The organism is Tumidithrix elongata BACA0141 (assembly GCF_036349135.1).
GTDB classification, from domain to species: Bacteria; Cyanobacteriota; Cyanobacteriia; order Pseudanabaenales; family Pseudanabaenaceae; genus Tumidithrix; species Tumidithrix elongata.
This window is the reverse complement of record NZ_JAZBJZ010000038.1, coordinates 15,548-31,621: the sequence shown is the minus strand read 5'-3', so window position 1 is coordinate 31,621 and position 16,074 is coordinate 15,548. Positions and strand designations below refer to the sequence as shown.

At 45.2% G+C, this 16,074-nt stretch carries 18 protein-coding genes and 1 pseudogene; 7 read left to right on the top strand and 12 right to left on the bottom strand.

All coding sequences use genetic code 11. From position 1 onward, the window contains the following. Positions 1 to 163 precede the first annotated feature (163 nt). Complete coding sequence (locus V2H45_RS11190; RefSeq protein WP_330483731.1) at positions 164 to 2,116, top strand: PAS domain-containing sensor histidine kinase; 1,953 nt, start codon at positions 164 to 166, stop codon at positions 2,114 to 2,116. Between the two features lie 27 nt (positions 2,117 to 2,143). Here V2H45_RS11190 and mutL read toward each other — a convergent pair whose 3' ends face one another. The 4 genes from mutL to V2H45_RS11170 all read right to left on the bottom strand — a co-directional run bounded on the left by mutL (position 2,144) and on the right by V2H45_RS11170 (position 5,829). Further along, a complete protein-coding gene (gene mutL / locus V2H45_RS11185; RefSeq protein ID WP_330483730.1) occupies positions 2,144 to 3,886 on the bottom strand; it encodes a DNA mismatch repair endonuclease MutL in 1,743 nt (580 codons plus the stop codon). A 209-nt stretch (positions 3,887 to 4,095) separates the two neighbouring features. Then, a complete protein-coding gene (locus tag V2H45_RS11180; RefSeq protein ID WP_330483729.1) occupies positions 4,096 to 4,365 on the bottom strand; it encodes a hypothetical protein in 270 nt (89 codons plus the stop codon). Positions 4,366 to 4,447: 82 nt separating this feature from the next. Continuing rightward, on the bottom strand, positions 4,448 to 5,122 hold the full coding sequence (queC, locus tag V2H45_RS11175) for a 7-cyano-7-deazaguanine synthase QueC (RefSeq protein ID WP_330483728.1): 675 nt from the start codon (positions 5,120 to 5,122) through the stop codon (positions 4,448 to 4,450). 89 nt (positions 5,123 to 5,211) lie between these two features. Continuing rightward, complete coding sequence (locus V2H45_RS11170) at positions 5,212 to 5,829, bottom strand: 7-carboxy-7-deazaguanine synthase QueE (protein ID WP_330483727.1); 618 nt, start codon at positions 5,827 to 5,829, stop codon at positions 5,212 to 5,214. 501 nt (positions 5,830 to 6,330) lie between these two features. Here V2H45_RS11170 and V2H45_RS11165 point away from each other — a divergent pair. The 3 genes from V2H45_RS11165 to V2H45_RS11155 are packed head-to-tail and all read left to right on the top strand — an operon-like array spanning position 6,331 to position 8,066. Beyond that, positions 6,331 to 6,873 (top strand): hypothetical protein, encoded by a 543-nt coding sequence (locus V2H45_RS11165; RefSeq protein WP_330483726.1) that lies wholly within the window; start codon positions 6,331 to 6,333, stop codon positions 6,871 to 6,873. Between the two features lie 18 nt (positions 6,874 to 6,891). Then, entirely contained in the window at positions 6,892 to 7,443 is a 552-nt protein-coding gene (gene rsmD, locus V2H45_RS11160; protein ID WP_330483725.1) for a 16S rRNA (guanine(966)-N(2))-methyltransferase RsmD, read from the top strand. Then, positions 7,431 to 8,066, top strand: a complete 636-nt coding sequence (locus tag V2H45_RS11155; RefSeq protein WP_330483724.1) for a pseudouridine synthase — start codon at positions 7,431 to 7,433, stop codon at positions 8,064 to 8,066. Before rsmD ends, V2H45_RS11155 begins: the two co-directional genes overlap by 13 nt. Before the next feature lie 16 nt (positions 8,067 to 8,082). Here the strand turns inward: V2H45_RS11155 and V2H45_RS25605 are convergent. Then, a pseudogene (locus tag V2H45_RS25605) lies at positions 8,083 to 8,184 on the bottom strand (DNA-binding response regulator); the annotation flags it as partial. 40 nt (positions 8,185 to 8,224) lie between these two features. Between V2H45_RS25605 and V2H45_RS11145 the strand changes: the two are divergent. The 3 genes from V2H45_RS11145 to V2H45_RS11135 all read left to right on the top strand — a co-directional run bounded on the left by V2H45_RS11145 (position 8,225) and on the right by V2H45_RS11135 (position 9,317). Beyond that, positions 8,225 to 8,386, top strand: coding sequence for a hypothetical protein (locus tag V2H45_RS11145; RefSeq protein WP_408648767.1), 162 nt, complete (start codon positions 8,225 to 8,227; stop codon positions 8,384 to 8,386). A 64-nt stretch (positions 8,387 to 8,450) separates the two neighbouring features. Beyond that, positions 8,451 to 8,831 (top strand): hypothetical protein, encoded by a 381-nt coding sequence (locus tag V2H45_RS11140; RefSeq protein ID WP_330483721.1) that lies wholly within the window; start codon positions 8,451 to 8,453, stop codon positions 8,829 to 8,831. A 45-nt stretch (positions 8,832 to 8,876) separates the two neighbouring features. Next, positions 8,877 to 9,317, top strand: a complete 441-nt coding sequence (locus V2H45_RS11135; RefSeq protein WP_408648769.1) for a SufE family protein — start codon at positions 8,877 to 8,879, stop codon at positions 9,315 to 9,317. Between the two features lie 223 nt (positions 9,318 to 9,540). Here the strand turns inward: V2H45_RS11135 and V2H45_RS11130 are convergent, their stop codons facing one another. The 7 genes from V2H45_RS11130 to V2H45_RS11105 form a co-directional block, all read right to left on the bottom strand. Further along, positions 9,541 to 10,425, bottom strand: coding sequence for a formylglycine-generating enzyme family protein (locus V2H45_RS11130; RefSeq protein ID WP_330483719.1), 885 nt, complete (start codon positions 10,423 to 10,425; stop codon positions 9,541 to 9,543). A gap of 44 nt (positions 10,426 to 10,469) precedes the next feature. Continuing rightward, complete coding sequence (locus V2H45_RS11125) at positions 10,470 to 11,477, bottom strand: reverse transcriptase domain-containing protein (RefSeq protein ID WP_330483718.1); 1,008 nt, start codon at positions 11,475 to 11,477, stop codon at positions 10,470 to 10,472. Then, positions 11,474 to 11,821 (bottom strand): diversity-generating retroelement protein Avd, encoded by a 348-nt coding sequence (gene avd / locus V2H45_RS11120; protein WP_330483717.1) that lies wholly within the window; start codon positions 11,819 to 11,821, stop codon positions 11,474 to 11,476. The genes V2H45_RS11125 and avd overlap by 4 nt, the downstream gene beginning before the upstream one ends. Before the next feature lie 171 nt (positions 11,822 to 11,992). After that, positions 11,993 to 12,115, bottom strand: coding sequence for a hypothetical protein (locus tag V2H45_RS25600; RefSeq protein ID WP_408648768.1), 123 nt, complete (start codon positions 12,113 to 12,115; stop codon positions 11,993 to 11,995). Positions 12,116 to 12,300: 185 nt separating this feature from the next. Continuing rightward, entirely contained in the window at positions 12,301 to 14,013 is a 1,713-nt protein-coding gene (locus V2H45_RS11115) for a formylglycine-generating enzyme family protein (RefSeq protein ID WP_330483716.1), read from the bottom strand. After that, positions 14,013 to 15,125 carry a hypothetical protein gene (locus V2H45_RS11110; protein WP_330483715.1) on the bottom strand — a complete coding sequence of 371 codons (1,113 nt, stop codon included), beginning with the start codon at positions 15,123 to 15,125 and terminating at the stop codon, positions 14,013 to 14,015. Before V2H45_RS11110 ends, V2H45_RS11115 begins: the two co-directional genes overlap by 1 nt. Positions 15,126 to 15,132: 7 nt before the next feature. After that, complete coding sequence (locus V2H45_RS11105) at positions 15,133 to 16,065, bottom strand: AAA family ATPase (RefSeq protein ID WP_330483714.1); 933 nt, start codon at positions 16,063 to 16,065, stop codon at positions 15,133 to 15,135. Positions 16,066 to 16,074: the final 9 nt, after the last annotated feature.

Genomic DNA, 16,074 nt, shown 5'->3' with positions numbered 1-16,074 from the left:
TAACGTTCTTAGAATAAACTGCAATAATTGGTGATTCTGATATCCTACTGTTCAGCCAAATTTCGATCTGAAATTTCTGGATTTGCGGGTGACCAGAAATGAAGTGCGGGTTGTGTGTGATTCGTCGATTTTGAAATGATAGTAGTAGCCAACGTAGGTACTTGTGAGACTAAGCCCTAAGATTCTCATTCTAATCTGCATCACCTTGATTGGCACAGTTGGTACATTCAATACAGATGCCGCAATATTTCCACTATTAACTGGTTTTATGGTAGGGTTTTTTGCTCTACTGATCCAAAAAAATAGAACTGCCACAGAGTTAGACGAGCTTAGCGAAAATCTCAGTTTAGAAGTTGCAGAAATCTTGGCAAAAGGAACGTTCTCTGAACGATTATCCGAAAAAATTGAAGAGCAAAACCCTGAACTTGCCACGACAATCCATGTTTTGTTAGAAGCTTTAGCTCAAAAAGAGCAGCAATTGTCTGCCAGCCAAGATCAACTCGCTTTATTGTCTGATAATGTCGGTAATCTGATGGCGATCGCCAAAGCCGCCGAAACATCTCAGCAACTAACCGAAGAAAAATATCTCATGGCGATCGAAAATATCACAGAGATAACCTCTGAGAGAACTGAAGAGGAAATTGCCGAAAGAAAAAAAGCAGAAGTAGCCCTACAGGAAAGCGAGACAAAATTCCGCACTTTAGCAGACTCAACCTTTGAAGGAATTGTAATTCACGAACAAGGAATCATTCTTGAGGTAAATGCCCGCTTAGCTGAGATGTTAGGTTATGAGGCAGATGAGTTGATCGGCATGAATGCACTAGATTTGGTAACGCCAGAGTCGCGTGAATTAGTACAGGGAAGCATTGAATCGCACCATGGTCAGCTTTACGAAATTACATCTGTGCGTAAAGATGGCTCAATATTTATTTCCGAAGTTAGGAGTAAAGCCATACCCTATCAAGGCAAAATTGTAAGTGTTGCTGCCATTCACAATATTACCGAACGTAAGCGTATAGAACTTGAACTGTTAGAAGCTAATGCCTACCTCAATGCCATTATTGACAACTTGGGCGATGGACTGATGGTGATTGATATCAATGGCTGTGTCGATCGCATCAATCCTGCGCTAAATGCCCTATATGATGATGGGCAAAATTTAATTGGTTGTCACTATCGCGATAAATTTAATCCTGAGTTGGGAACGTTAGTGGATCAAACTATCCAATCTCCTCGCGAAGTTTTTACGGCAGAGATTGAATTGCCTAAAGGTCGTTTTGGCAAGGCAGTTGCAACCGCAATCAATCGCATGTCTGTAGAATCAAGCGATTCCTATGTTTGTATTGGCACGGTAATCTTGATCCGCGATATTACGGCTGAGAAAGAAGTCGATCAGATGAAAACCGACTTTATTTCTAATGTTTCCCACGAACTTCGCACGCCATTAACTTCAATTTTAGGGTTTGCTAAAGTCATAGATAGAAAGCTAGTAGACAATTTGTTCCCACTAATTCTATCCGAAGATAAAAAGGTAAAGCGTTCGGTTCGACAGGTAGAAGAGAATCTCAATATTATTGTTTCAGAGACAAAACGATTAACTGAAATCATTAATAACGTACTAGATATTTCCAATATGGAGTCTGGTAAGTTGGAATGGAATATGGAGCCTGTAGCGATCGCAGAAGTGATCGAACAAGCGATCGCTGACACCAATCCCTTATTCCAACAAAAAGGCATAGAGCTAACGGTGGATCTAGCTCCAGAAATGCCCAAACTTAATGGAGATAAGCAACGCCTCGTACAGGTTATGTCTAATTTGCTCTCAAATGCGGTGAAGTTTACTGACATTGGCACTGTAACCTGTTCGGCTCAGTGCGATGGAGATAGAATTCTTGTGAAGCTTACAGACAAGGGGATTGGCATTGCCGAACAAGATCGTCTCAAGGTGTTTGAAAAGTTTAAGCAAGTTGGTGATATTTTGACCAACAAACCAAAGGGTACTGGCTTGGGGTTACCAATTTGTAAAGAGATCGTTGAACATCATGGTGGCAAAATCTGGGTGGAAAGCAAACTTGGAAGAGGTAGTACTTTCTCATTCTTTATCCCAATTATCTAGAAGTGACCTCAGTTGAAGTTCCACTGATTAATTTTTACCAATAATCCAGTTACGGCGAAAGAACCGTGCAAGGTCAGACTCTTCTAAAGACAAACAGATGGGACGACCGTGAGGACAGGTGTGAGGATTGCGGGTTTGCTGCCAGCGATCGAGTAAATTTTGCATTTCTAATAAATCCATCGACGTGCCATTACGGATGGCACTGCGGCAGGCTGCCGTTGCTCTCGCTCCCTGTGGTTCGGGTTGTTGGCTGAGTTCTAATAATATGGCTGCACAATCGGTTTGCCCCACAAGAATTGCTGGTAGCGATCGCACTACCCACAAATTGTCGCCAAAGGGTTCGATCTCGATCTCAAGGGCTTGAAGTCTCTCTACACCTTCTGGGGAGATTCGATCTAAGACAATGGGTGGCGCGATCGCGACGATTTGCCACTGCTGTTCTATTTCCTCAAACAAGACCCGCTCGTGGGCGACATGCTGCTCTATCAGCCACATTCCCGCCGCATGTTCGGCAAGAATATAGGTGTTATGTACCTGAGCCAACGCCTTTACCGATCGCATCGAGGGTTCAGAAGTGGGCGAATGGGTGAGATAGCGTTTTTGTCCTTCAGCCAGACGTAATAGGGTTCTAGCTCCCGCCGAGTTGCCTACCTCTCGATCGGTCTCAGGCGCGTGCAAAACCTGCGAAATTAATTTACTGACTTGAGCTTGCCAATCGCTCAAATTTTGCAGGTACACTTCATTCTTGGCGGGGTGACGATTCCAATCGACGCGATCGGGGGGGATATGCAGATGCACGATACAGACTGGGTAACGATGGCGCGGTAGGGTATGGGAAAAAGCAGAGAGGACAATCTGCTCCATCTCAGGGAAGGTAACCATTCTACCGTTTACGACAATTTTCACCCACTCAGGACGGCGGCGAGACAAGCGATCCGGCAGTCCGAGCGTAACTTCAATTTGAGCTGTAGAGGTTTGACGATGGGAATCCAGAGAGTTGGTGCGAGTTTTGTATTGGGCGGATTGGTCAGATAAAGAGTTCGCTGCTTGAAGGGAACTTGAGGATTCCGTAACGATTTCGCTAATGATTTCGCTACCCGTGGCTAAATCTGTAAACTGAATCGCACTGATGATTTGGGGCAAAATATCCCGAACATTCCTACCTGCCCAAATGGCAATCCATTCGCGATCGTCTAAGGAGACCTGCCATGTAATCTGCGGATTGGCGATCGCCATCTGATGAATCAAAATCTGGATTTTGCGAACTTGCTGCGCGATCGCAGGCAGTACCTGTAACCGTGAGGGCAATGTGGCAAAGAGGCGATCGACCGTAACCACTGTTCCCAGTGCGATCGCTACGTTTTTAGGTTCACCCAATAGATTTCCCGCATGGTCGTAGCGAACTTGCCATCCTGCGTTGTCGGTATGCTTGCGGCTGCAAATTTGCAGATCGGCTAACTGTGCCAAGCTATGTAGCGCTTCGCCTCTAAAGCCCAAACTGTCGATCTGTTGCAGATCTTGTTTGTCATGAATTTTGCTGGTGGTGTGGGGGGTAGCAGCTTGCTTGAGGTCGGCTAAGTCCATGCCACAACCATTGTCACTTACCTGAAGGCTAAGCGTGTCTGTCCAAATTGAAATTGCCAAACGGGTAGCTTTGGCATCGATCGCATTTTCTGCTAACTCCCGTACCACCGCCGCCAGAGAGTCAATTACCTCTCCTGCTGCAATTAAATGGATGACTTCTGTGGGTAAGGTTTGAATCAATGGCATTAAGTAGTGTGTCTTGGCTGTGTTCTGCTGGGATTGGCTTTAAAAACTACGCTCGATAAGCTATTTTAACGTTAGTCTTCCATGAAAGATCGCAAACCAAACCTCACAAGCCATTTGGGAGGACTACAACATAATTTAAATGGGAATAACAAAAAGCCCGCAGGAGTTACCTTGCGGGCTAGACGTTTGTAGATACGTCGCTAGTAGACCTATTGTTGCCTTTTCGAGGGGTTAGCTATGCGATCGCGGTACATGTTTCCTGCGATCGTTATCGATGCTATGTGTGATCGCGATCGCACAGGATGGTATACCCCCATATCTACAGCAAAGAACCAGTCGTCGCGACTCTTCCAAATATATTCCAGCAAGAATAAGAGAACATTGGGTACAAAATTCTGGTCTTCGTTATCCACAGGTGTATCGTCAGAATCTAGTAATTCATCGCTGGTTGGCAAGTTTTGGCGATTTATTTGCAGCATCAGGTAACCCCAAACGTTTCCTAGCTTTCTTGCTTATCATTATACCGCGATGTTCGAGATTGATGGAAAGATCACGATATTGCTAATTACGACAAGTAGCAAGATCGGGTCTACCCGCTTCAATTAATGCCCGATCGCGGATTCGGCAAGAATCGCAAACACCGCATGGTTTCTCACCACCCTGATAGCAAGACCACGTTTGGGCGATCGGAACATTTAGCTGTAAAGCCCGACGCACAATATCCACTTTAGAATCCATAATCAAAGGCGCAACCAAACGGGGAGCTTTCCCTTCTATTCCCACCTTAGACGAGAGATTCGCTAACTTTTGATAGGCTTCCAAATATTCAGGACGACAGTCAGGATAGCCAGAATAGTCCACAGCATTGATGCCCAAATAAATTGTTTCTGCTCCTTTGGCTTCGGCAAGAGATAGCGCGATCGCGAGGAATACCGTATTTCGCCCCGGCACATAGGTAACGGGAATCACATCGGGCGAAGTACCCTCCGTGGGTACGCCGATCGCGCGATCGGTCAATGCCGAGCCACCCCACTGTGCCATATCGATATCCACTGTGAAATGCTCTTGAATGCCGAGATGTTTGGCAATTTGTACGGCTGCCATCAGTTCCCGTTCGTGCTTTTGTCCGTAACGAAAAGAGAGGGCGATCGGTTGATAGCCATCCGCGATCGCTTGAGCCGCAGCAGTAGATGAGTCCAATCCCCCCGATAGCAAAACCACAGCTTTTATCGTCATATCACTCCTCTGAATTTAATATTCTGAATTGATTATCCTAAAGTGCCTAAAGTGATTAATTATGGATTTGACTCCGCTCAGCCAACGTTCTACCTCACACCCAAAAATTTATGCATCTGTAAGCTGACTCGCCATTGGGGATGCTGGAGGACATATTGCAAAATCAGATCCTTACTACTGGGTGTATCCCACTCGGGTTGAAGATATTGCATGTATTGATTATGTTGATTCATGTTAGGGGATAACTGTTGTGCGTTTTGTTCGGCCCATACCAAATCTTCGGGAGACTTCACCACCACCTTTAACTCATTAACATGGGAATAGATACTGGCATGGGGTGGCTTAAATTGTTTGGGCGAGAATGTTACCCAGTCAAATGCCCCTGTGAATGGATGGGCTCCTGATGTCTCTAAATGTACGCGTAAACCCTGTTCTTTTAATGCTGCGCTCAGCGCTGTGAGATCGTGCATGAGAGGCTCTCCACCTGTAATCACAACCATCCAAGGAGAAGCCTTTACGGCTTCTGCCACAAGGTCGGAAATTGAACGTTGCGGATGACGCTTAGCATTCCAAGAAATTTTGGTGTCGCACCAAGGACAGCCAACATCACAGCCCGCTAGACGGATAAAAAATGCATTTGTACCAAGCCAGACCCCTTCTCCTTGAACAGAATGAAACATTTCTACAACAGGCAAAGATTGATTCATGATGATGCGATCGCAGTTCAAATTACCTGAAAACAATTAGGATGTGAGTCTCTTGTATGTGAAGGAGCATGTAGCGGCAATTCATAAATTGTCCCTACAATTCTATGCAGATCTATGCAGAAGTAAGAATCTCTTACATATCATTTAAGAACGTTATATCTGTGAAGATTTCCAACAAATACAATAGCTAAATTTTAGAGTGATCCTACTTGCCCTACAGGTCAGGAGAATTCCTAAATAGATCGAAATACGTGAAGATGTAGCTTTAGCGAGAGGATTTCATAGAGATTTCTGTTTGCAATCCTAAGTGTATAGAAATATCAACTAAACAGTATAATTTTAATAGATAAAGATATTTTATCTAATCGCAACGATTCAAATAAGAAACGATTGGTTGGACGCAAAGCTGGGCTATTATTCTGTTAAAATTTCAGACCGTTCGCGTTTGCGGTACGTTTCAGGCTTACCGATCCCAATACGTTGCCTCCTAGGACAAGCAAAATGTCATCAGAACCCTCGATTGATATTAGTCAAATTAAACTGCATCTAGGTTCGCCCTATCGAACTGCGATCGACATTAACGATGAAAATCTTGAGCGGTTTCACAAGTGGACAGGCTATAACACGCATACCGATCAAAGCAGCAGTACCAAATTTCAGATGCGTGACTTTCATATCGATCTAGGGATGGCAGTCCTCGGATTTGGTGTGTTATGTAACTGGGAAGTCAAGTCTCGCAAGATTGAGTTTAAGGGCAAAACCCATTTGATCTATGAATTGCGTGGCAATACCCCACCTCAAACTGTACCCATGTATCGGCAAAACTGTAGCGAAGAAATGGCAACGTTTTTGCACACAAGAATAACCCATACGTTAGACTTTCTCAGACTTTGCTCAAAATATTCAGGTGTTCCCCATGTGCATATTATTTCAATTCGTAACAATTATGTAATTAGTGCAGTATGGCGACCCTATCAAAATAAGATTTGGATGATTCCTGTCGATCAAGTTGAGGGGCAGTCATTTACAAGCCATTTGATTTAGCTGCTAATTTCTAAACCCATGGCAATCAAAGTGCATGGCGATCGCTCGTTAAAAACCTTACGAGGATTAGCTACCCGTCCCACACCCAGTAAAGTCAGAGAGGCAATCTTTAATATTTGGCAAGGTAAAGTGGCGGGAGCCAATTGGCTAGACCTTTGCACTGGCTCGGGAGCAATGGGCGCAGAGGCGTTGCTACGGCGTGCAGCCTGTGTCATTGGCGTTGAGTTGTCGGGTGCTGCCTGTCGCGTAATTCAGCAAAATTGGCAAGCGATCGCCCAACCCGATCAAATTCATAAAGTTTACAAGGGCGATGCGATCAAAATATTACCGAAGCTGAAGTCCTATCAATTTGATTTGGTGTACTTCGATCCCCCCTATCAGAGCGATCTCTACGAGCCAGTTCTGGGAACTATTTCCGATCTGCTGTCAGCGGAAGCGATCGTTGCTGCCGAACATAATCGTATGCGTACTTTGCCCGATCGCATTGGGGGGCTTTGCGTCAGCGATCGACGCAGTTACGGTCAGACTGCCATTACCTTCTATCAACGCCTACCTGAATGCGAACAGTAAATTCCTATCAATACATACTGTTCTACAAACCCTATGGGGTTTTGACCCAATTTAGCGATCGCAGTGAAACGCTTCACCCAACGCTCAAATCCTACATTCCGATCGCAGATATTTATCCTGTCGGTCGCCTCGATCGCGATAGCGAAGGTCTATTGTTATTAACCAATCACGGGCAACTGCAACATCGCCTCAGCGATCCTAAATTCCAACATCCTCGCACCTACTGGGTACAGGTGGAGGGAATTCCAACTCCCGAAGCTTTACAGGCACTACAACAGGGTGTGAATGTACAGGATTATAAAACCAGACCTGCCCTTGTAAAACCATTGAAAATGGAACCAAGTTTACCCCCTCGCGATCCCCCCATTCGCTATCGCGCCGCAATTCCCACAACTTGGCTAGAAATCACGTTGGCCGAAGGCAAAAATCGCCAAGTACGCCGAATGACAGCGGCAGTAGGATTCCCCACACTGCGATTGGTGAGAGCGGCGATCGCCCATTTGCGCTTAGATGGTTTGGAATTGGGACAGTGGCGATCGCTGACAGATTCCGAATTGAAAGAACTCTATAAATTGACAGGTAGTGCTAAAGATGTACGGACAGGCAAGAAAAAGACACCTTAATTGAGATATGTCAATTTCAGAATAATTCAGGTAAGACTGAGTGCATCCAAATCGCTGCTTGCGTGCGATCGCGCAGTCCCAACTGACCGAGAATATTAGTGATATTGTTCCTAACCGTTTTCAAGATCTATGGAACGCCCGCACTTGGAAAGGTCGTCTTGATGCTGTCTTTGGATCGCCTAAGTAAGGTAGTAGGCAATCTACTGTTTGCGCCTAGTCTATTCACGAGTAACTGGATGCGATCGCGATCGCACAACTTCGTTAAATTTATCACAGGCATAGAGCGCGAACCATCACGGACAGATTTTCGTCAATCTTAGATATTAAATACAGTCAGTTAGACCTAGTCAGTCTAAGTTCCATATCTTAAGGCTTGGTGAAATTATGCTTATTATCTTAAATACTGAAATCGAGCCAGTTTTCAATGTCTCAACCCCTTGGGGTGACGAAAAATTGATTTACTTGCTAGACCATATGTATGTCCAAACTGAAACATACAAATTAATTGATGATGCGATCGCAGATTGTCAAAGAGATCTACACTCTGGCTTCAACTCAATCGTCGTCAATGAAAAAGAAGGAGCTAGCCTGTGGTGCGTGTTACCCAAGATGGTAAATATCAATCTCCATAAGATGACCACTGCATTAGATAAACAGGAAACGATCGCCCTCGAATCTGCCTCTCCTGCCAAAAGAACCAAGTCTTGGTTAAATCTAGTAATGCACCTAACTCAAAATCCCAACGATCTAATGGCTGTGCATTAGCAAACTCAAGCTAGACTGGATCAGGAAATCATGTCTATTGTCATCATGCAGTCAACATCAGCCAGTTTGCCCGACTCTTTAGATCGCATTGTCAAGCGTTTTCAAAGGCTAGCTGATCCTAAGCAACGCTACGAGCAGCTAATCCTTTATGGAAAAAAGCTTGAGGCATTTCCCGAGAAAGATAAAACCCCAGAAAATAAAGTACCAGGGTGTGTTTCTCAGGTTTATGTCACTGCCAGTTGGGACGAAAATCAAAGAGTCGTGTTTCAAGGAGATTCAGACGCCCTGATCAGTAAAGGTTTCGTTGGTTTATTAACGATCGGCATGAATGGACTAACCCAAAAAGAAATTGAGCTGCTTTCGCCAGACTTTATAAAAGACACGGGCTTAGCGGTAAGCCTCACACCTTCCCGTGCCAATGGTTTTTATAATGTATTCAAAACCATGCAGGCAAAAGCCGCTGGCTTAGACTTGCCTGATTTGTAATTGAGTGATCGCTTTAGCTCCACAAACATAAATGGGATTTTATTGAAGCGATCGGCAATCCATTCGGTCCCATTATCCCCAAATGGGACTAAAGCATTCACATGAAAGTTGGGATTGTATGGATATTTGGGGTAAATCTGGAAAAAAATTTGATCGCCGTGTGGCGAATTGTGTTAAGAAGTGTAAAGGGGAAAAGGGCTAAAGGGGAAAAGAAGGGGAGTCCTCACCGCAGAGGGCACACAACCCGAAACCCATTGCCGTGGTTCAGATTGCGCGCGACGTAAGGATTACGATAAGCCGACCGACAATTTCGAGCAAGGAGGATCCACGAACCACCGCGAAGCAGCTTTCGGATTTCGCGACCTTCATTATTCTTAATATCTTTTTGCTCGTTTTCTGCTAGCCAAATGCTTCCATCTGTCGGCGCTCCCTCGTAATTTTTATGCCAGTCATCGCCACACCATTCCCATACATTCCCATGCATGTCGTATAAACCAAAGGCATTGGCGGAGAAACTACCGACATCTGTGGTTTCTGCTCGATTTAAACCCTTCGGTGCGTCGCCATAGGGATATTCCCCGTTGTAGTTAACATGTTCTGGCGTTATCGTTTCGCCAAAATGGAAGGGCGGATAAATCTTTTTACTCCCCTCTCCTAAAAGGAGAGGGGCTGGGGGTGAGGTCATGCCTCGACAGCCATATTCCCATTCTGCTTCGCTTGGTAGTCTATATTCTCGTTTTGTATATTCCGATAGCCTCGCGCAAAATTCTTCTGCGTCGTACCATGATATTTGCTCGACGGGTCTGTTCTCTCCTTTAAATCTTGAAGGATCGGATTTGAGGTCTTGCTTTACTTTCGGCAACGTTGCCACCGCTCGCCATTGTGCTTGGGTAACTTGAAACTTGCCGAAAAAGAAGGCAGAAACCGTTACTTCATGCTGTGGTCGTTCGTCATCACTACTACCCTCCTCACTTTCTGGCGCACCCATTACAAAGCTGCCCGCAGGGATTGACACCATCTCTAGCGTTACTTCGTTTGGCAGGGTTTCAATAAAATATTGGGCTATACCGCGACGGCGGGTAATTATCGGTACTTTAGATGCATTCATGACTCAAACCTCATAGTCAGAAATAAATCATAAACTTCGTTGCGTTAAAGCTGTGCTGTGATGCACTGGCGCAGATGCCATGTATTACCATGCGCGAGGTGGGCAAACCAACTTCTAAGGGAATGTTCGACTTGTTCTATTCTTATCTTGTTTTGTTGGCAAGCCGATAGATTGAGTCGCAACCGCCGTCTTCCTCGTCTGAGGTTCTGATTGCGAACGCGGATACGATCGCTAAGGACGCGAAAACCGACAAAATTTGCACCTTGCTTGGTTTCAAATAACTGACTTTTGATCGGGTGAATCTGTAAATGGAGCGCTTCTAGATAGGCTTCCATTTCATGTCTTGCGTTGACCAAAAAGCTGCGATCGTCACTAAACAAGGCAAAGTCATCGACATAGCGCAAATATTTTTTAACTTTTAGTTGGTCTTTGACAAAGCGATCGAAGCCGTTGAGATAGACATTCGCAAAAAATTGGCTGGTCAAATTACCAATGGGTAAGCCTCGTATGCGCCCATCTGTAGTTTCTTGTGGGTCGCTGCTATCAATAATTGCATCGATTAGCCATTGCGTATCGGGACATTTGATTTTGCGAGAGAGTAGGACTTTGAGAATTTTGCGATCGATACTGGGAAAATATTTGCAGATATCGCACTGTAAAACATAGCGGCTTGAACGAGAAAAGGCGACAAATTGTTTAAGGGCGCGATGATTACCTTTACCCGTGCGGTTAGCATAAGAGTCGTGGATAAAAGTACGCTCAAAGATGGGAACGATGACATTGCAAAGGGCATGATGAACCACGCGATCGCGATAGGGCGCAGCCGAAATTAGGCGACGTTTGGGTTCGACAATTTCAAAAGTTTTGTATGCACCCGGTCGATAGGTTTGTGTCTCTAGTTCTCTTTGCAGGCAAATCAATTCCGATTCTAGGTTGTAATTAAATGTCAACACATTATCGCGAAAGCGCTTACCTTTTTGGGCTTGTTTGGCTGCCAACAATAAGTTCTCAAAGGCTGTAACTTTTTCCCAAAGATGACCAAATCGTTTCATGGTTTTGCTTTGCGTTTTTGTTGGTCGATCCAGCCGCCTAGTTGGTAGCCAATTTCAGCGATTAGTTTACCTGCATACTCATAGCGATCGGGCTTCATTAAGTCAAAGTCGAGCATTAATCGAGTCTGATGGCGAAGTAAGTCTAATTTGGCATTGAGAGGTTCCAATAATCCGAGTTTCTCTTTGGCGTAACGTGCTTGAATAAGCCCTTCTAATAGGTCATATAAACCTGCGATCGTGCGATCGCCCAGATTAAACTTATGACTGTGCGGTAGGCGATTGAGAATGGGCACGTACCACTTAATCAGGTCGTAAGTTTTTTGAACTATAGGAAGCTCGGTCATTGGGTGTAAAGTTAAAAATTTGTAAGATAGAGCGACTGTTCGGAAACCCTACCAAGCTGCTCTACCTAGGGTTATATTTGGATATCGTCACCGATATCGCTGGAACGGGTCTGGACTCCCAAATGTACGCTCGATGAATTCCCATTCACCAATTCTGACCGCAGGGAGTGCTCACCGCAGAGGGCACACAACCCGAAACCCATTGTTGTTGTTCTGATTGCGCGCGTCGTTGTGATTACGATTTGCCGACCGACAATTTTGAGCATTGTTGATCCACGAACCACCGCGAAGCAGTTTTGTGCCAATCCCAACCTATGTTCCACAAGTTCTGAGACTTGTTAAAAATGATAGGCTTTTGTAGTATGTCACCTACGCGAGATATTTGGGGTAAATCTGGAAAAAAATTTGATCGCCGTGTGGCGAATTGTGTTAAGAAGTGTAAAGGGGAAAAGGGCTAAAGGGGAAAAGAAGGGGAGTCCTCACCGCAGAGGGCACACAACCCGAAACCCATTGCCGTGGTTCAGATTGCGCGCGACGTAAGGATTACGATAAGCCGACCGACAATTTCGAGCAAGGAGGATCCACGAACCACCGCGAAGCAGCTTTCGGATTTCGCGACCTTCATTATTCTTAATATCTTTTTGCTCGTTTTCTGCTAGCCAAATGCTTCCATCTGTCGGCGCTCCCTCGTAATTTTTATGCCAGTCATCGCCACACCATTCCCATACATTCCCATGCATGTCGTATAAACCAAAGGCATTGGCGGAGAAACTACCGACATCTGTGGTTTCTGCTCGATTTAAACCCTTCGGTGCGTCGCCATAGGGATATTCCCCGTTGTAGTTAACATGTTCTGGCGTTATCGTTTCGCCAAAATGGAAGGGCGGATAAATCTTTTTACTCCCCTCTCCTAAAAGGAGAGGGGCTGGGGGTGAGGTCATGCCTCGACAGCCATATTCCCATTCTGCTTCGCTTGGTAGTCTATATTCTCGTTTTGTATATTCCGATAGCCTCGCGCAAAATTCTTCTGCGTCGTACCATGATATTTGCTCGACGGGTCTGTTCTCTCCTTTAAATCTTGAAGGATCGGATTTGAGGTCTTGCTTTACTTTCGGCAACGTTGCCACCGCTCGCCATTGTGCTTGGGTAATTGGGTATTTACCCATTAAAAAAGTGGAAATCGTCACCTCATGTTGTGGTCGCTCATCCGATGAACTATCTTTCTCACTCTCTGGTGCACCCATTATAAAACGCCCCGCAGGGATTAACACCATCTCTAGTGTTACTTCGTTTGGCAGGGTTTCGATAACTTGCTGCCCTTTTTGCTTTTGCTGGCGTATTTGTAATTTCTTGTGCTTTTGCCGCAAAAGACTGCGCGATTCTATAATCTCTAGCGTTTTAACCTCATAGCTAAAGGGTTCCAATTTTAGTACTAACGAGGTTGGTTCTGGTTGGAAGGTAATGGTTTCAATTTCAAACTCAAAAGTGCGTAACTCTGGGAAAGGTAAATCTTTGATATCTGTTTCAGGTAGCGTTACAGTGGGCGGCTTTTCACTTAACAGCGGTAACGAGAGTTGCTTTAGGTCAGCAATACTCATAGCCTCACTTACCTGCCTAGCATAGTCAAGCATTTCGGGATAATCTTGCAATTCGGGCATATTCTCATTCACAAGTGCTGCTAGTCGATTTATCTCGGCATATAGGCTGCGCTCTCCCTTTGTAGGAGTTTCTGCCACCAGTTGACGAAATCTTTCCATAATCTGGCTGACTGCGGTTTCGCGGTGATTGTTTAGATAAAACATCGCCGCCCACTGTTGGTTTTCTAGTTCGGTGGCAGTGAGATAGCGCTTTTCTTTGACGAGATAGGCAATATAGTGCAGTAACAGCGATGCAACTTCTTGCTTGGCTTCCGCCCCCAAACTACCCAATAGCTGCGCTTTGACTGCTGGCTCCATCACAAATCGTTCGTAACCCACTTGACGGCATAGATCCGATAGTAAAAGATCGGCTTCGGCAATCCAACGCACTTCACCGCGTAAAAAACGCGATCGCAAAAAACCAACCAACTCAGGCGTAAGAATCAGGGGCAAGGCTGCATATTGGGCGAGTCTGAGATGCTCGATGCCAAAGCGATCGCAAAAACTTGCAATGGTCTGTTGGGCAATTTGGCGATCGAGTGCGGTTGTATCCATCAAGACCTCTGATTGCGGGTTGTTTGTCCCCTTGCCCGATCGATCGCGGCGCTTAGCCCTTCGGGTTCTAAAGCATACATCGGTACAAAGTAAGCAATTTTTTCGGCAGATGTATTGCGCCAGCGTTCTTGGGGTAATGGATTGAGCCAAACAATAGTATCGACCTCTTGGCGCAACGTATACAAAAACTCAGTGCAAGCATGAAATCGCTCAAAACTATCATGCCCTCTGGCTGCACCAGCATCGCTAATTACGATCGCAATGGCATCGCGATCGCATTCTGCTAGGGCGGCTTTTGTGGTGGCGATCGGCTTTAACGCCAAAGGTTGCGTGAGGTATTGATCGCAAAAAACAATGTCTTCAAAAACGTTACGAAAATAGAAAACATCGACGCGCTCTAGCCCACTCTCGTCTTGGGCGGTCTCGACCAAATGCCTAACAAAGCGGTGAAAAGGAGTCATCGAACCTTCGCGATCGACAAATAGTAATAAGTGAGTGCGATTAACTTCTCGCCGCCGATAGGTGGGACTGAGATAAAAGCCGCGTTCGGCAACGCTTGAAACAGTGGCATCTACATCTAAAATATCTTGTCGCCCAAAAGGGACGAGTCGGCGCAAATGCCGCCAGGCATAAACCATATAGCGCCGCGAGATCGGGAAGTCTTCTTGCAACTCTCCACTGCCTTCGGTTTCGATCGCGGTTACTTTTGGCGCACGCACAGGCACAAAATCAAGTTTAGGCTGCAATTTTTTGGCTTGGGCGATCGGATTTGATGCCGTCGGCTCTATCAAAACATCAGACTTATCTTCGATAATTTCAATATCGCTATGAGTCTGAGTGTTATTTTGTTCATCAGTTTTAGCATCTCGCAGTTCGCGCTGGCTGGCTTGCCAAATCTCATCCCAAAGTGGTTCAAACAATACCAATTCATCGCGAGACTGACACCAAAGCAAGCGCAAGGTCGATTTGAGATCGTCGGGGCTGCTGCCAAAATAACCCTGCTCTACCGCTGCGATCGCCGCCAGATATTTACCCACACCAGGGCGAAATCCCCGCTTGCAGAGGTGTGTGAATAATCGTCTTAAAAGCGATTGTGCGTCAAAAGTACTCATAAAGTATTTACTGAGCTGGGCGATATTTGAGCCAATCGTTGCGATGTTTAAATAAGACTTCGCGATAAGGAACTGTTTCAGATGATTGGAGTTGCTCTTTGAGCTGATTTGCCTCAGTGAGGTAGAACTGTAGAGATTTTAGCCAATCGAGAAATTCACTCGTACCGGGCTTTTTATAGAGGCTCTGATTTTCTCGAATTTTGAGAAAACCGTCAACAGATACTTTAACCAGTTCTGGATTTGGCGGTCGCGCGGGATTTTTTTTATCCATTCGATAATGTTCATTCACAATTTTTTCCAGCGCTTCTGTTGTCTTCGGAAACTCAAGATAAAAATATAAACATCGGCGCAAAAATGGCGCAGGTAGATTGCCTTTTTCTTTATTGCTCGTAATAATCACAATCGGTTTATGCTTTGCCGAAATCTCAGCTTTGGTTTCGGGAATCGAAAATTTCCAATCTTCTAAAACGCCCAGTAAGTCATTCGGGAAATCTAGATCGGCTTTATCAATTTCATCAATCAATACTACCGCAGGGCGATCGGAAACAAATGCTTTTCCCAATGGTCCATAGCCCAAATAATCTCCTGATTTACTCGGATCGCGCTTCTTTTCTACATCAACCGAGCGGGTCTGCACATCATGCAAACGCAGCACAGCATCATAGGTATATAATCCATCGCGAACTTTTGCCGTAGATTGAACATCCCATCGATAAAATGGATAACCTAATTCATAGGCGACTGCTTTTGCCAAACAGGTCTTACCACAGCCCGCCTCACCTTCTATCAGTAGAGGTCGCTCTAGCAAAATGGCAAGATTTACAGCCTGTATGAGTTCGTCATCTGCGACATAAGGTTCCCGCATCTTGGGCGAGTCTTTATGGGGGATATTGGGAATTATGTTGCGATCGTTGTAAAAATGTGGTTTTTCAATAGTCATAACTTTCCT

Coding starts and splice junctions, on each gene's coding strand:
- mutL (WP_330483730.1), bottom strand. CDS start 3,886: ATGCCATTGATTCAAACCTTACCCACAGAAGTCATCCATTTAATTGCA.
- V2H45_RS11180 (WP_330483729.1), bottom strand. CDS start 4,365: ATGCTGCAAATAAATCGCCAAAACTTGCCAACCAGCGATGAATTACTA.
- queC (WP_330483728.1), bottom strand. CDS start 5,122: ATGACGATAAAAGCTGTGGTTTTGCTATCGGGGGGATTGGACTCATCT.
- V2H45_RS11170 (WP_330483727.1), bottom strand. CDS start 5,829: ATGAATCAATCTTTGCCTGTTGTAGAAATGTTTCATTCTGTTCAAGGA.
- V2H45_RS11165 (WP_330483726.1), top strand. CDS start 6,331: ATGTCATCAGAACCCTCGATTGATATTAGTCAAATTAAACTGCATCTA.
- rsmD (WP_330483725.1), top strand. CDS start 6,892: ATGGCAATCAAAGTGCATGGCGATCGCTCGTTAAAAACCTTACGAGGA.
- V2H45_RS11155 (WP_330483724.1), top strand. CDS start 7,431: ATGCGAACAGTAAATTCCTATCAATACATACTGTTCTACAAACCCTAT.
- V2H45_RS11140 (WP_330483721.1), top strand. CDS start 8,451: ATGCTTATTATCTTAAATACTGAAATCGAGCCAGTTTTCAATGTCTCA.
- V2H45_RS11135 (WP_408648769.1), top strand. CDS start 8,877: ATGCAGTCAACATCAGCCAGTTTGCCCGACTCTTTAGATCGCATTGTC.
- V2H45_RS11130 (WP_330483719.1), bottom strand. CDS start 10,425: ATGAATGCATCTAAAGTACCGATAATTACCCGCCGTCGCGGTATAGCC.
- V2H45_RS11125 (WP_330483718.1), bottom strand. CDS start 11,477: ATGAAACGATTTGGTCATCTTTGGGAAAAAGTTACAGCCTTTGAGAAC.
- avd (WP_330483717.1), bottom strand. CDS start 11,821: ATGACCGAGCTTCCTATAGTTCAAAAAACTTACGACCTGATTAAGTGG.
- V2H45_RS11115 (WP_330483716.1), bottom strand. CDS start 14,013: ATGGATACAACCGCACTCGATCGCCAAATTGCCCAACAGACCATTGCA.
- V2H45_RS11110 (WP_330483715.1), bottom strand. CDS start 15,125: ATGAGTACTTTTGACGCACAATCGCTTTTAAGACGATTATTCACACAC.
- V2H45_RS11105 (WP_330483714.1), bottom strand. CDS start 16,065: ATGACTATTGAAAAACCACATTTTTACAACGATCGCAACATAATTCCC.